We start from the raw sequence: 13,449 nt of genomic DNA, 5'->3' as shown, positions 1-13,449 counted from the left end.
TGCGGTGACTTTCCGATCGCCATCGCGAGCAGGCTCGCTCCCACAGGGGGATCTTCGATGAACACAACTTTAGTGTCAGTCGCCGATCCAGAGTGGGAGCGAGCCTGCTCGCGATTCGGTTGTTCAAGCGCCGATCAATCCGGCCAATACCACGCCGGTTCATCCAGCATCCGCTGTCCGACCATCCCGGTCTGGCCGAAATTTTTCTCCAGCACTATGCAATTGCATTCCGGGTCTTGCTGCAACGCCGAAATCAACCGTCGCGCGTGGGACACCACCCATACCTGACACTGTTCGGACGCTCGAATAATCAACCGCGCCAATGCCGGCAACAAATCCGGATGCAAACTGGTTTCCGGCTCGTTCAGCACCATCAGCGTCGGCGGCCGGGGTGTCAGCAATGCCGCGACCAGCAGCAGATAACGCGATGTCCCGTCCGACAACTCGGCGGCGGATAACGGCCGCAACAACCCTTCCTGATAAAACTCGATCGCAAACCGTCCGCCCTGCAGCGGTTCGATGTTCAATGTCGCGCCGGGGAACGCATCGCTGATCGCCGCCTGCAAGGCTTCGGGATCGCCTGTTTCGTGGATGGTCTGTAACGCCGCCGCGAGGTCGCGACCGTCGTGGTGCAGCGCCGGTGTGCGGGTGCCCAGTTGCGGTTGGCGTGCCGGGGCATCGGCATCGCTGCGAAAGTGATCGTAGAAACACCAGCGGCGGATGAACTCACGCAGCTACATGACTTCCGGCGAAGCGGTAATTGGCCACCGCGAGGGTTTTGAGCATGGGTAGCTTCCTGCTGCAGGGTTCGTCATTCTGCTTTATTGTCGGCCTGTGGCGAGGGGGCTTGCCCCCGTTGGGTTGCGAAGCAGCCCTAAAACCAGTCACCGCGTTTCTTTCAGGAGCACGGCGTTAGCCGGCTTACGACTGCTGCGCAGTCGAACAGGGGCAAGCCCCCTCGCCACAGGCAAGCCCCTCAGCCACAGGGAATGCAGCAAACCCGTGCACCTGTTGAACCCTGTTCTAAGCTCACAGTCGTATCGACACTGGCACGCCCGTACAACGCAAAGGAGTCTGCATGGTGGGTCCCGGATTGAAATTAATGGTTGGCCTGAGCCTCGTCGCCTTGCTGACCGCCTGCGGTGAAAAAGCACAGGTCGAAAAGGACCGTCCGCGAGTCTTCGTGCAAGAGGTCAAGCCAACCGATTACGCCGCTTCGGTGACACTCACCGGCGATGTCCAGGCGCGAGTACAAACCGAGTTGTCGTTCCGCGTGGGGGGCAAGATCATCCAGCGCATGGTCGACGTCGGTGACCGGGTTTCGGCCAAACAAGTGCTGGCCAGGCTCGACCCCAAAGACCTGCAAATCAATGTCGACTCGGCCCAGGCCCAGGTCGTGGCCGAACAGGCCCGGGTCAAACAAACCGCCGCCGCCTTCGTTCGCCAGCAGAAACTCCTGCCCAAGGGCTACACCAGCCAGAGCGAATACGACTCTGCCCAAGCCGCCTTGCGCAGCAGTCAGAGCGCGCTGAGCGCTGCTCAAGCGCAATTGGCCAACGCCCGTGATCAACTGAGCTACACAGCGCTGATTGCCGATGCGCCAGGGGTGATTACCGCACGTCAGGCCGAAGTCGGCCAGGTGGTGCAAGCCACGGTGCCGATTTTCAGCCTGGCCCGGGATGGCGAGCGTGACGCGGTGTTCAACGTTTATGAATCGCTGTTGGCCGAGCCGCCATCGGACAGATCGATAGTGGTCAGCCTGCTCGACAACCCGACGATCAAGACCACGGGCACCGTTCGCGAAGTCACGCCGGCGGTGTCCGCGCAGACCGGCACGGTGCAAGTCAAAGTCAGCCTCGACAGTCTCCCTGAGGGCATGCAACTGGGGTCGGTAGTGAGCGCCACCGCCAAGCCCGTGGGCAAAACCGCAGTGGAACTGCCTTGGTCGGCCCTGACCAAAAACCTCAGCGACCCGGCCGTGTGGCTGGTGGATGCCGAGGGCAAGGCGCAGCTGCACACGGTCACTGTCGGCCGTTACCTGACCGGCAAAGTCATTGTCAGCGCCGGCCTCACCGGTGGCGAAAAAGTCGTCACCGCGGGCGGCCAACTACTGCATCCGGGTGTGCGGGTGGATATCGTCGAAAACACCTACCAGACCCCAGCGATAGGAGCCCAGCCATGAAGCGCCTGTTGCTGTTGTCCACCGCTGTGCTGCTGGTCGCCTGCTCCAAGGAGGAAGCGCCACCCGAGCCGGTACGGCCGGTGTTGTCCGTGGAGGTGAAAGCGCTCAATCAAGAAGACCTCGGCCGGTTTGCCGGCAGCATTCAGGCCCGTTACGAAAGCAACGTCGGTTTCCGGGTGCCGGGGCGTATCGCCAGCCGTAACGTCGATGTCGGCGCCGAAGTTCAGAAGGGCGCCTTGCTCGCCACCCTCGACCCCACCGTTCAGCAAAACCAGTTGCGCTCGGCTCAGGGTGATCTGGCGCGTGTTCAGGCGCAGCTCATCAATGCTCAGGCCAACGCCCGGCGTCAGCAGGAACTGTTCAATCGCGGGGTCGGTGCCCAGGCACAACTGGACATCGCCCAGACAGACCTGAAAACCACCCAGGCGTCCCTCGATCAAGCCAGGGCCACAGTCAGTCAGGCGAAGGACCAACTCAACTACGTTGAGCTGCGCACCGATCACAAAGCCATTGTCACCGCGTGGAACGCCGAAGCCGGGCAAGTGGTGACGGCCGGTCAACAGGTGGTGACCCTGGCGCAGCCGGACATCAAGGAAGCGGTGATCGACTTGCCCGACACCCTGGTCGATCAGTTGCCGGCCGACGTGGTGTTCCAGGTTGCCTCACAACTGGACCCGAGCATCACCAGCACCGCCATCGTGCGCGAAATCGAACCCCAGGCCCAAAGCGCGACCCGTACCCGTCGCGCCCGCCTGAGCCTGACCGATACGCCGCCGGGCTTTTACCTTGGCACGGCGATCAGCGTGACCCTCAGCTCCGCGATCAAGCCACGGCTCGAACTACCGGTGAGTGCGTTGCAGGAAGTCGACGGCAAACTGCGGATCTGGGTCGTCGACCCGCAAGCACAAACTGTTTCCCCACGGGAGGTCAGCCTGATCAGCCGGACCGATGCCACAGTGGTCCTGGCCAACGGCGTGAAGTCTGGCGAGCGGGTGGTCAGTGCGGGTGTGAACAGCCTCAAACCGGGGCAGAAAGTGAAAATTGACGAGGGCAGCCCGCAATGAAAGGGAGTTTCAACTTATCCGAATGGGCCCTCAAGCATCAGTCGTTTGTCTGGTATTTGATGTTCGTTGCGCTGCTGATGGGCGTGTTCTCGTACCTGAACCTGGGGCGCGAAGAAGACCCGTCGTTCACCATCAAAACCATGGTGATCCAGACTCGCTGGCCCGGCGCGACCCAGGAAGAAACCCTCAAGCAGGTGACTGACCGAATCGAGAAAAAACTCGAAGAACTCGACTCTCTCGACTACGTGAAAAGCTACACCCGTCCAGGCGAATCAACGGTTTTCGTTAACCTGCTCGACACCACCAGCGCCGAGGACATTCCGCAAATCTGGTACCAGGTGCGCAAGAAGATCAACGACATTCGCGGCGACTTCCCGCAAGGCCTGCAAGGGCCGGGCTTCAACGACGAGTTCGGCGATGTCTTCGGTTCCGTGTATGCGTTTACCGCCGATGGCCTGTCGATGCGCCAGTTGCGCGATTACGTGGAACAGGTGCGTGCCGAAATCCGCGAAGTACCGGGATTGGGCAAAGTCGAAATGATTGGCGAGCAGGATGAAGTGCTGTACCTGAACTTCTCCACCCGCAAACTCGCCGCCCTCGGCATCGATCAGCGCCAGGTGGTGCAGAGCCTGCAATCGCAGAATGCCGTGACCCCGGCGGGAGTGATCGAGGCCGGTCCGGAGCGGATTTCGGTGCGAACCTCGGGGCAGTTTGCCTCTGAGAAAGACCTGGCCAACGTCAACCTGAAGCTCAACGACCGCTTCTACCGACTGGCCGATATCGCCGACATCAGCCGTGGCTATGTCGACCCGGCCACCCCGGAGTTTCGCTTCAATGGCCAGCCGGCCATCGGCCTGGCGATCGCCATGAAGAAGGGCGGCAACATTCAGGCGTTCGGCAAGGCACTGCACCTGCGCATGAACGAGCTGACGGCCGACCTGCCGGTGGGCGTTGGCGTGCACAACGTTTCCGACCAGGCCGAAGTGGTGGAAGAAGCCGTCGGCGGCTTCACCAGTGCGTTGTTCGAAGCGGTGGTGATCGTGCTGATCGTCAGCTTCGTCAGTCTCGGTGTGCGCGCCGGGCTGGTGGTGGCGTGTTCGATTCCGTTGGTGCTGGCGATGGTCTTCCTCTTCATGGAATACAGCGGCATCACCATGCAGCGGATTTCCCTTGGTGCGCTGATCATCGCCCTCGGTCTGCTGGTGGACGACGCGATGATCACGGTCGAGATGATGGTCACGCGCCTGGAAATGGGCGAAACCAAAGAGCAGGCGGCGACTTTCGCCTACACCTCGACCGCATTCCCGATGCTTACCGGCACGCTGGTCACCGTGGCCGGTTTCGTGCCGATCGGCTTGAACGCCAGTTCCGCCGGTGAGTACACCTTCACGCTGTTCGCGGTGATCGCGGTGGCCATGCTGGTGTCGTGGATCGTCGCCGTACTGTTCGCCCCGGTGCTTGGTGTGCACATTCTGAGCGCCAAGGTGAAACCTCACGACGCAGAGCCAGGGCGCATCGGTCGGGCGTTCAATGGCGGTCTGCTCTGGGCCATGCGCAATCGCTGGTGGGCCATCGGCATCACCGTGGCGCTGTTTGTGCTCTCGGTGTTTTCCATGCAATTCGTGCAGAACCAGTTCTTCCCGTCTTCGGACCGCCCGGAAATTCTCGTCGACCTGAACCTGCCGCAAAACGCCTCGATTGCCGAAACCCGCAAGGTGGTGGATAAGCTTGAAGCGACGCTCAAGGACGACCCGGATATCGTGCGCTGGAGCACCTACATCGGCGAAGGGGCGATCCGTTTCTACCTGCCCCTCGACCAGCAATTGCAGAACCCCTACTACGCGCAACTGGTGATCGTCAGCAAAGGCCTGGAATCACGCACGGCGCTGACTGCACGTTTGCAAAAGCGCCTGCGTGAAGAGTTCGTCGGTGTCGGCAGTTACGTCCAGGCCCTGGAAATGGGCCCGCCAGTGGGGCGGCCGATCCAGTACCGGGTCAGCGGCAAAAACATCGATCAGGTGCGCAAACACGCCATCGCCCTGGCCACCGAACTGGATAAGAACACGCACATCGGCGAGATCATTTACGACTGGAACGAGCCGGGCAAAGTGCTGCGCATCGACATCGCGCAAGACAAGGCGCGGCAACTTGGGTTGTCGTCGGAAGACGTGGCGAACCTGATGAACAGCATCGTCGTCGGCTCGCCAGTGACGCAGGTCGATGACGATATCTACCTGATCGACGTGGTCGGCCGCGCTGAAGATGCCGAGCGCGGTAGTCCGGAAACCTTGCAGAACTTGCAGATCGTCACCCCCGGCGGCGCCTCGATTCCGCTGCTGGCGTTTGCCACGGTGGGTTATGAACTGGAGCAGCCGCTGGTGTGGCGTCGTGATCGCAAACCGACCATCACCATCAAGGCCGCGGTGCGCGACGAGATTCAGCCGACCGACTTGGTGAAACAGCTGCAACCGGACATCGACAAATTCGCCGCCAGTTTGCCGGTGGGCTACAAAGTCGCCACCGGCGGTACGGTAGAGGAAAGCGGCAAGGCCCAAGGGCCGATTGCCAAGGTCGTGCCGTTGATGCTGTTTTTGATGGCGACCTTCCTGATGATCCAGTTACACAGCGTGCAGAAGCTGTTTCTGGTGGCCAGCGTCGCGCCACTCGGGTTGATCGGCGTGGTGCTGGCGCTGATCCCGTCGGGCACGCCCATGGGCTTCGTGGCGATCCTCGGGATTCTGGCGCTGATCGGCATCATCATCCGCAACTCGGTGATCCTGGTGACCCAGATCGACGCCTTCGAAAAGGACGGCCACACACCGTGGGACGCAGTGCTGCAAGCCACGGAGCATCGGCGTCGGCCGATTCTGCTGACGGCAGCGGCAGCGAGTCTGGGGATGATTCCGATTGCGCGGGAAGTGTTCTGGGGGCCGATGGCCTACGCGATGATTGGCGGGATCATCATTGCGACGTTGCTGACGTTGCTGTTTTTGCCGGCGTTGTATGTGGCCTGGTACAAAATCCGCGAACCGAAGTCTGCCTAATGATCGTTCCCACGCTCCGCGTGGGAATGCAGCCAGTGACGCTCTGCGTCACAGCCGCAGGGACGCAGAGCGTCCCGAGAGGCATTCCCACGCAGAGCATGGGAACGATCAGTCGACTCGACGCCAAACGCTGGCCAACCAAGGCTGCTGCTCCCGCGGCAGCCCCGCCGGCCGGTAATAATGCTCAAGCTCCACAAACCCCGCCTTGGTCAGCATTTCCTGCCACGCCTGAAGATCGTAATACGCCCCATAACGCGGTCCGTTCCAGCCTTCCTGATTCTCACCACGGGGATTGGAACTGAACAACACACCGCCCGGCTTCAACGCCTCGCGCAGCTGCTTCAACACCCGAGGCAATTCCTGACTCGGGATGTGGAACAGCACCGCATTGGCAAATATTCCGTCAAACCGCTCGGCCGGCAGATCGAGCTTCAGGAAGTCCTGCTGCCAGACCTCGCAACCGCTGTCCTCCCGGGCCATCTGCGCAAGCTTTTCCGAACCGTCGAGCCCGACGGCGATGTGGCCCATGCGCGTGAACGTTTGCAAATCACGCCCCGGCCCACAGCCAAAGTCGAGAATGCTGAAGGGCGCCTCACCCTGAATATGCCGTAGCAGGGCATCGATGTTCTGGCTGACATCGTGAGCGCGAGTGCCTTCACGGAAGTCTTCGGCCACTGAGTTGTAATGGCCCAGGGTGGTGGAGGTGATCTGCTCCAGGTCGTCGGGAGTCTGTTTCATGGTTGGCTGCACAGGCAATTGGGATTCGCCGAATATACGCCATGACGCCGGGGGCTGCTGCGCAGCCATTCGCGAGCAGGCTCGCTCCCACAGTTGATCTGCTGTGAACACACAACCTGTGTTCGACACGATCCATTGTGGGAGCGAGCCTGCTCGCGATGGCGGTATCACTGACAACCAATGACTAAATCCAGACTCAACCCTGCTTCATCCCCAGACATTCAATGGACCGATCCACCATCGCCTTGGCAATCTCCAGCAAATGCCAGACGGAGAACACCATGGCACGGTCAGCCCCCTTGAGTTGATCGCCACACTGATACGCCGTGACCGAGGCGCAGCGCAGCAGATCCGCTACATAGAGCTGGGCGTCTTCGAAGCTCACGTCTTTGCTGACGTTGTAGAAGCGCAGTTCGTCGGGGGCCGAAGGCTGCTTGCCAGTGAGGTGGAAATCGATCGCACGGTAAAGTGCGGACCGGTCCTTGAGCAGGTCGTCGGCTTTGTTTGAGGATGTTTCGGGGGGCGGGTCGGGAACAGAATTTTCCATGGGTATTGCTCCTATTGCTACATGGGAGCCATCACTTATCGCCTACTAAACGATTGGGTGGTGGCTGTACGCAGGTTAGTAGGCCGGTCAATAGGAAAACCGGTGCACCCGAAGATGCCCCACGCACAGCCACCATATTCTGCATGCGGCAAACATTGCCAAACATGAGCATGGAATTGCTATGCGCCTATTGATCCGGGCTACTAAACCCGATCACTGATGAGCAGTGACGGACCGAGACTAGCCACGGAATTTGGCAGGCGCAAGCGAGCGGAATGATCTAGGAAATGTCCTGCAAATGAAAGGGATCGGGCCTGCTGGCACTCTGATTTTCCTGTGCGAAATGTTCCCCGGAAGCTAGAGACAATACTTCTGGTGAGAGAGCTTTTCTGTGGCGAGGGAGCTTGCTCCCGCTGGGCTGCGCAGCAGACCCAAAAACCATTCAACGAGGAGTGTCAGATAAACCTCATCGAATGGTTTTGCGATTGCTGCGCAATCGAGCGGGAGCAAGCTCCCTCGCCACAAAGGCCCTTCAACCGCACCGCTCTCAGCGCTTGTTGAGACCCCGCGCCAACCGATCCCCACCCAACTGAATCACCGCCACCAACACCACCAGCAACACAATCACCGTCAACATGATCTGGCTATCAAACCGCTGATACCCATACCGGTAAGCAATGTCCCCCAACCCACCGGCCCCAATCGCTCCAGCCATGGCCGATGAGTTGATCATCGTCACCAACGTAATCGTGAAACCACCGACAATCCCCGGCAGCGCTTCAGGCAGCAGCACATGCCAGACGATATGCCAGCGCCGGCAGCCCATCGCCTGCGCCGCTTCAATTAACCCATGGTCGACTTCCCGCAAACTGACCTCGGCAATACGCGCAAAGAACGGCGTGGCCGCAATGGTCAGCGGTACCACGGCTGCCCAAACGCCATACGTGGTGCCGACGATCAGCCGGGTGAACGGAATCAACGCCACCATCAAAATCAGAAACGGAATCGAGCGGAACAGGTTCACGAACACGCCCAGTGCGCGGTTCAGCGCTGGTGCTTCGTAGATCCCGCCCTTGGTGCTGGTGACCAGAATCACCGCCAGCGGAATGCCCGCCAGCAGCGCAATTAACGACGACACGCCGACCATCAGAAAGGTGTCGATGAAGCCTTGTAGCAACCGATCAAACCACATAACCCAGCACCTCTACCTGTTGCGCCCAGTTGCCGGCGCGCTGACGCAATTCCTCGGCACCGAGGGACGACCCGGTCACCGCCAGCAGCAATTGCCCCAAGGCGTGCCCCTGAATCCGTTCCACACCCCCTTGCAGCAAACGCACGCGACCCCCGAGGGCGCTGAACAGCGCCGCCAGGTCTGGTTCGTCGTTGGCGCTGCCGTTGAATTGCAATCGCAGCACCACGGCGGCGTCCGAAGACTGCGGCTGTGGACGCAAGCGGCTTTGCAGTTCTTCCGGCAGGCCGTGTTGCAGCGGTGCGAGCAAGGTCTTGCTCACTTCATGCTGCGGGTTGCCGAAGACTTCCCAGACCGGCCCTTGCTCGACGATTCGCCCGTGTTCCAGCACCACGACCCGATCACAGATATCGCGGATCACCGCCATCTCGTGAGTGATCAGCACGATGGTCAGGCCCAGGCGCTGATTGATCTCGCGCAGCAGGCCGAGGATCGATTGGGTGGTCTCCGGGTCCAGCGCCGAAGTGGCTTCGTCACACAGCAGAATCTGCGGGTCATGTACCAGTGCGCGGGCGATGCCGACGCGCTGTTTCTGCCCGCCGGAAAGCTGCGCCGGGTAGGCTTTGTGTTTCTCTTTCAGGCCGACCAGTTCCAGCAGTTCGCGGACTTTGCGCTCGCGCTGCTCCTTGGGCACACCGGCGACTTTCAGCGGCAATTCGACGTTCTGCCAAACCGTCTTGGCCGACATCAGGTTGAAGTGCTGGAAGATCATGCCGATCCGTCGGCGCAACGCCACCAACCGGTCTTCATCGAACTCACCGATGTCCACCTGATCGATCAGCACCCGACCGCTGCTCGGTTGTTCGAGGCGGTTAATGGTGCGGATCAGCGACGACTTGCCGGCACCGCTGCGACCGATGATGCCGAACACTTCGCCGCGCTGGATCGCCAGGTCGATGCCGTGCAAGGCCGCCACCGGACCTTGCTGGCCGTTGTAGGTTTTGCCCAGGCCGATGAAGCGCACATGAGCGCGGTTGAACTCCGGATGCAGTTCGGTCTGTTCAGCTTTATGAGGCTCTGGAATCTCCAGTCGCAGTCGGGTAGCGGCCGTCATGTTCAGCTTTCCCAACCGGCTTGATAGAGCTTGCCGTGGGTCTTATCCAGTGCCGCGCGAACGGCAGGCGAGTGCTGATAAATGTCGATGAATTTGATCAGCCGCGGGTCGGTTTTGCTTTTTGGCTGGATCACGAACTGGATCACGTATTCCTTGTGATCGAGACCGTCGAACAACAGGGCGGAGCCGGCATCGAAGGTCTTCGCCAGACGAATATAGGCCGGGTAACCCTGGACCAGATCGGCGTCGTCGTAGGCGCGTACCAGTTGCACGGCTTCGACCTGAAGGATTTTGATTTTCTTCGGGTTGGCGATGATGTCTTCTTCGGTGGCCTTGTAACCGACGCCCGGTTTGAGGGTGATCAGCCCGGCCTTGGCCAGCAATTGCAGGCCACGACCGCTGTTGATCGGGTCGTTGGCGATGGCCACGCTGGCGCCCTCGGGCAACTCGGCGAAGCTTTTGTATTTTTTCGAGTAGAGGCCGACGTTGTTGATGATGCCCGGGGCGAACGGCACCAGGTCAAAACCGGCGGCGGTCTTGGCGTTTTCCAGGAACGGGATGTGCTGGAAATAGTTCACATCGATGTCGCCGGCGGCGAGGCTGACGTTGGGGGCGATCCAGTCGCTGAACTCCACCAGTTCGACTTTCAGGCCCTGTTTTTTTGCCTCCTCTACGGCTGCTTCCAGAGGAATGGCGAAGGCGGCGGTGGTGCCGATTTTCAGTGGTGCGTCGGCGGCGAAGGTGATGGAGCTGAAGAGGCCGAGGGCCAGGGCCAGTGCTTTGACTGGGTGGTTGAACAGTTTTTTGGTCATGAGATGTCTTCCAGTCAATGATTAAATTTATGCACACCTTTGTGGCGAGGGAGCTTGCTCCCGCTGGCTGCGAAGCGGCCCCAAAACCATTCAAGGAGGTCGGTCAGTTGAAACTCGCCAGCAGGTTTTGCGACTGCTGCGCAGTCGAGCGGGAGCAAGCTCCCTCGCCACAGATCAGTGTCGGTAGTGAGAGCCGGTATGTTGCTCAGGCAAATGCGCCCCTTCGTGAAACAGCTTTTCCCGCAGGCTGCCATCGTCGTAAGCAGTCTTGTACGACCCTCTGCGCTGCAACTCCGGAATCACCAGTTCGATGAAATCCACATAGCTTTCCGGGGTGACGATCCGTGTCAGGTTGAAGCCGTCGAGACCGGTTTCGGCGATCCAGGATTCGAGTTCGTCGGCCACCTGCTGCGGCGAGCCGACCACGGTGATGTAGCGGCCACCGAGGGCGTGTTGTTCCAGCAATTTGCGGCGGGTCCAATCGTTGTTTTGCAGGTTCTTGGTGGCGGACTGGATGGCGTTGTTCTTCACGTACTGGATCGGTTCGTCGACTTCGTACTCGGAAAAATCGATCCCGGTCGACGCCGAAAAGTGCGCCACACCGGCCTCGGCGCTGGCGTAGCTCAGGTACTCGGCGTGCTTGGCCCAGGCCAGCTCTTCTGTCTCACCGACGATCACGTTCAATCCCATGAACACCTTGATGTCCCAGGGATTGCGCCCGGCCTCGACGGCGCTGGCGCGAACCTTGTCCACCTGAACTTTGGTCGCCGGTTTGTTCTGGCCGCTGATGAACACGCACTCGGCATGCCGACCGGCGAACAGCAAACCGCGATCGGAACTGCCGGCCTGGAACAGCACCGGCGTGCGTTGCGGCGATGGCTCGCAGAGGTGATAACCCTCGACCTGATAGAACTCGCCCTTGTGCTCGACCTTATGCACTTTCGCAGGCAAGGCGTAGATCCGCTGTTCGCGGTCATTGAGCACCGCGCCGTTTTCCCAGCTGCCTTCCCAGAGTTTGTAGAGCACTTGCAGGTATTCATCGGCCTGGTCGTAACGACGGTCGTGCTCGACTTGCGCGCTCAGGCCCATGGCTTTGGCGGCACTGTCCAGATAACCGGTGACGATGTTCCAGCCGACCCGCCCACGGCTCAAATGATCAAGCGTCGACAGGCGCCGGGCGAACAGATACGGCGGTTCGTAGGTCAGGTTGGCGGTCAGGCCGAAGCCGAGGTTTTTGGTGACGGCGGCCATGGCCGAGACCAGCAGCAGCGGGTCGTTGACCGGCAACTGGATCGACTCTTTGAGCGGCACCTCCACCGAGTTCTGGTAGACGTCGTACACGCCGACGATGTCGGCGATGAACAGGCCATCGAACAGCCCGCGCTCGAGCAACTGCGCCAGTTCGGTCCAGTATTCGATGGTCTTGTACTGGGTCGACGTGTCCCGTGGATGGGTCCACAGGCCATGGTTGATGTGCCCGATGCAGTTCATGTTGAACGCGTTGAGCAGGATTTTCTTTTTGGGCATTTAGATCGTCCCCCGCAGCGGCGGGTTTTCATCATTGAGGTAGTAATTGCCCACCGCGTGATACTTCCAGCGCACCGGGTCGTGCAGGGTGTGCACCCGGGCGTTGCGCCAGTGGCGATCCAGGCCGTGTTCGGCCAGGGTCGCCTGGCTGCCGGCCAGTTCGAACAGTGTGCTGCCGGCGGCGAGGGAAATTTCGGTGCTGATGGCCCGGGCTTCGGCGACGGCGATCGACGCGGCGGCGACGGTCTCGGCAGTGGTGTCGGCCTGGGCCTGGTCGAGGATTTCTCCAGAGCGTTCCAGCAGGGCTTCGGTGGCGTGCAGGCGAATAGCCAGGTGGCCGAAACTCTTGATGGTCAGCGGGTCTTCGGTGGCTTTTTCATGAGTGGCGTCGATCCACGGCCGGGTTTTGGTCCGCACGAAATGCAGCGCATCCTCATAAGCGGCGCGGGCGATGCCGGTGTCGATGGCGGCGTGGAGAATCTGCGCCAACGGGCCGACGGTGGTCGGGCGCTCGAACGCGCTTTGAAACGGGATTACGTCCTGGGCGGCGACGTAGACATCCTCGAACACCACCGAACCGCTGCCGGTGGTGCGCTGGCCGAAGCCGCTCCAGTCGTCGATGACCGTCAGGCCTTTGCTGTTGCGCGGGACGAACGCCAGTTGCTGCACACCGTTTTCGTCCACCACTGACGTGGGGATGCGCTGGGCGTAAATCGCGCCAGTGGCGTAGAACTTGCGGCCGTTGATGCGGTAGCCGTCTCCATCGCGGGTCAGGCTGGTGACGCGGTCATGGGCGGTTTTGGTGCCCAGCTCCGCGAGTGCATTGCCAAAGCGCTGACCGGCTAACACTTCTGCATAGAGGCGTTTTTTCTGCTCGTCAGTGCCGTTAACGCGCAGCACTTCGAGGGCGTAGAAATGGTTCTGTGGAATCTGTCCGAGGGAGCCGTCGGCCTGGGCGATCAACGCGATCACCTTGGCCAGGGTGACGTTGGAAACTCCGGCGCCGCCGTACTCTTTTGGCACGCTGATGCCCCAAAGACCCGAACGGGAAAACACTTCCAGTTCCGGGAGCGGCAAACGGCGTTCGCGGTCGCGCAGGGCGCTGTCGCGTTTGAAATCGTCGGCCAGGTCACTGGCGACGATCAGGGCTTGCTCATCGCTGGTGATGACCGCGACGTGGTGAGAAAGAGTCATGTGTTTCTCCAGAGATCTGGTCAAAAAGGTTCTGGTCG

General features: G+C 60.6%; 10 protein-coding genes and 1 pseudogene. 3 read left to right on the top strand and 8 right to left on the bottom strand.

The genetic code is table 11. From position 1 onward, the window contains the following. Positions 1 to 134 precede the first annotated feature (134 nt). Positions 135 to 752, bottom strand: a pseudogene (locus QMK51_RS27230) (AAA family ATPase); the annotation flags it as partial. A gap of 326 nt (positions 753 to 1,078) precedes the next feature. Here QMK51_RS27230 and QMK51_RS27225 point away from each other — a divergent pair. Genes QMK51_RS27225 through QMK51_RS27215 form a run of 3 tightly spaced genes read left to right on the top strand, consistent with a single transcriptional unit; the run spans position 1,079 to position 6,290 of the window. Then, a complete protein-coding gene (locus tag QMK51_RS27225; RefSeq protein ID WP_320392593.1) occupies positions 1,079 to 2,182 on the top strand; it encodes an efflux RND transporter periplasmic adaptor subunit in 1,104 nt (367 codons plus the stop codon). Beyond that, complete coding sequence (locus QMK51_RS27220; RefSeq protein WP_320392592.1) at positions 2,179 to 3,246, top strand: efflux RND transporter periplasmic adaptor subunit; 1,068 nt, start codon at positions 2,179 to 2,181, stop codon at positions 3,244 to 3,246. Before QMK51_RS27225 ends, QMK51_RS27220 begins: the two co-directional genes overlap by 4 nt. Next, on the top strand, positions 3,243 to 6,290 hold the full coding sequence (locus QMK51_RS27215; protein ID WP_320392591.1) for an efflux RND transporter permease subunit: 3,048 nt from the start codon (positions 3,243 to 3,245) through the stop codon (positions 6,288 to 6,290). The genes QMK51_RS27220 and QMK51_RS27215 overlap by 4 nt, the downstream gene beginning before the upstream one ends. A gap of 108 nt (positions 6,291 to 6,398) precedes the next feature. Here QMK51_RS27215 and QMK51_RS27210 read toward each other — a convergent pair whose 3' ends face one another. The 7 genes from QMK51_RS27210 to QMK51_RS27180 form a co-directional block, all read right to left on the bottom strand. Next, on the bottom strand, positions 6,399 to 7,028 hold the full coding sequence (locus QMK51_RS27210; protein ID WP_320392590.1) for a class I SAM-dependent methyltransferase: 630 nt from the start codon (positions 7,026 to 7,028) through the stop codon (positions 6,399 to 6,401). Between the two features lie 196 nt (positions 7,029 to 7,224). Continuing rightward, the gene (locus QMK51_RS27205; protein WP_320392589.1) at positions 7,225 to 7,575 is read right to left on the bottom strand and encodes a DUF6124 family protein; all 351 of its coding nucleotides are present in this window, start codon (positions 7,573 to 7,575) and stop codon (positions 7,225 to 7,227) included. Between the two features lie 547 nt (positions 7,576 to 8,122). Continuing rightward, on the bottom strand, positions 8,123 to 8,767 hold the full coding sequence (locus tag QMK51_RS27200) for a methionine ABC transporter permease (protein ID WP_320392588.1): 645 nt from the start codon (positions 8,765 to 8,767) through the stop codon (positions 8,123 to 8,125). Then, positions 8,757 to 9,878 (bottom strand): methionine ABC transporter ATP-binding protein, encoded by a 1,122-nt coding sequence (locus QMK51_RS27195; RefSeq protein WP_320392587.1) that lies wholly within the window; start codon positions 9,876 to 9,878, stop codon positions 8,757 to 8,759. Before QMK51_RS27195 ends, QMK51_RS27200 begins: the two co-directional genes overlap by 11 nt. 2 nt (positions 9,879 to 9,880) lie before the next feature. Beyond that, positions 9,881 to 10,690, bottom strand: coding sequence for a MetQ/NlpA family ABC transporter substrate-binding protein (locus QMK51_RS27190; RefSeq protein ID WP_320392586.1), 810 nt, complete (start codon positions 10,688 to 10,690; stop codon positions 9,881 to 9,883). Positions 10,691 to 10,864: 174 nt separating this feature from the next. Beyond that, positions 10,865 to 12,217, bottom strand: a complete 1,353-nt coding sequence (locus tag QMK51_RS27185; protein WP_320392585.1) for an LLM class flavin-dependent oxidoreductase — start codon at positions 12,215 to 12,217, stop codon at positions 10,865 to 10,867. Then, entirely contained in the window at positions 12,218 to 13,411 is a 1,194-nt protein-coding gene (locus QMK51_RS27180) for an SfnB family sulfur acquisition oxidoreductase (RefSeq protein WP_320392584.1), read from the bottom strand. Between the last annotated feature and the right edge of the window lie 38 nt (positions 13,412 to 13,449).

The sequence above is a fragment of the Pseudomonas sp. P9_31 genome (assembly GCF_034008235.1).
GTDB lineage: Bacteria > Pseudomonadota > Gammaproteobacteria > Pseudomonadales > Pseudomonadaceae > Aquipseudomonas.
Note: the sequence above shows the minus strand (reverse complement) of the source record. Positions and strands in the feature narration are given on the sequence as shown.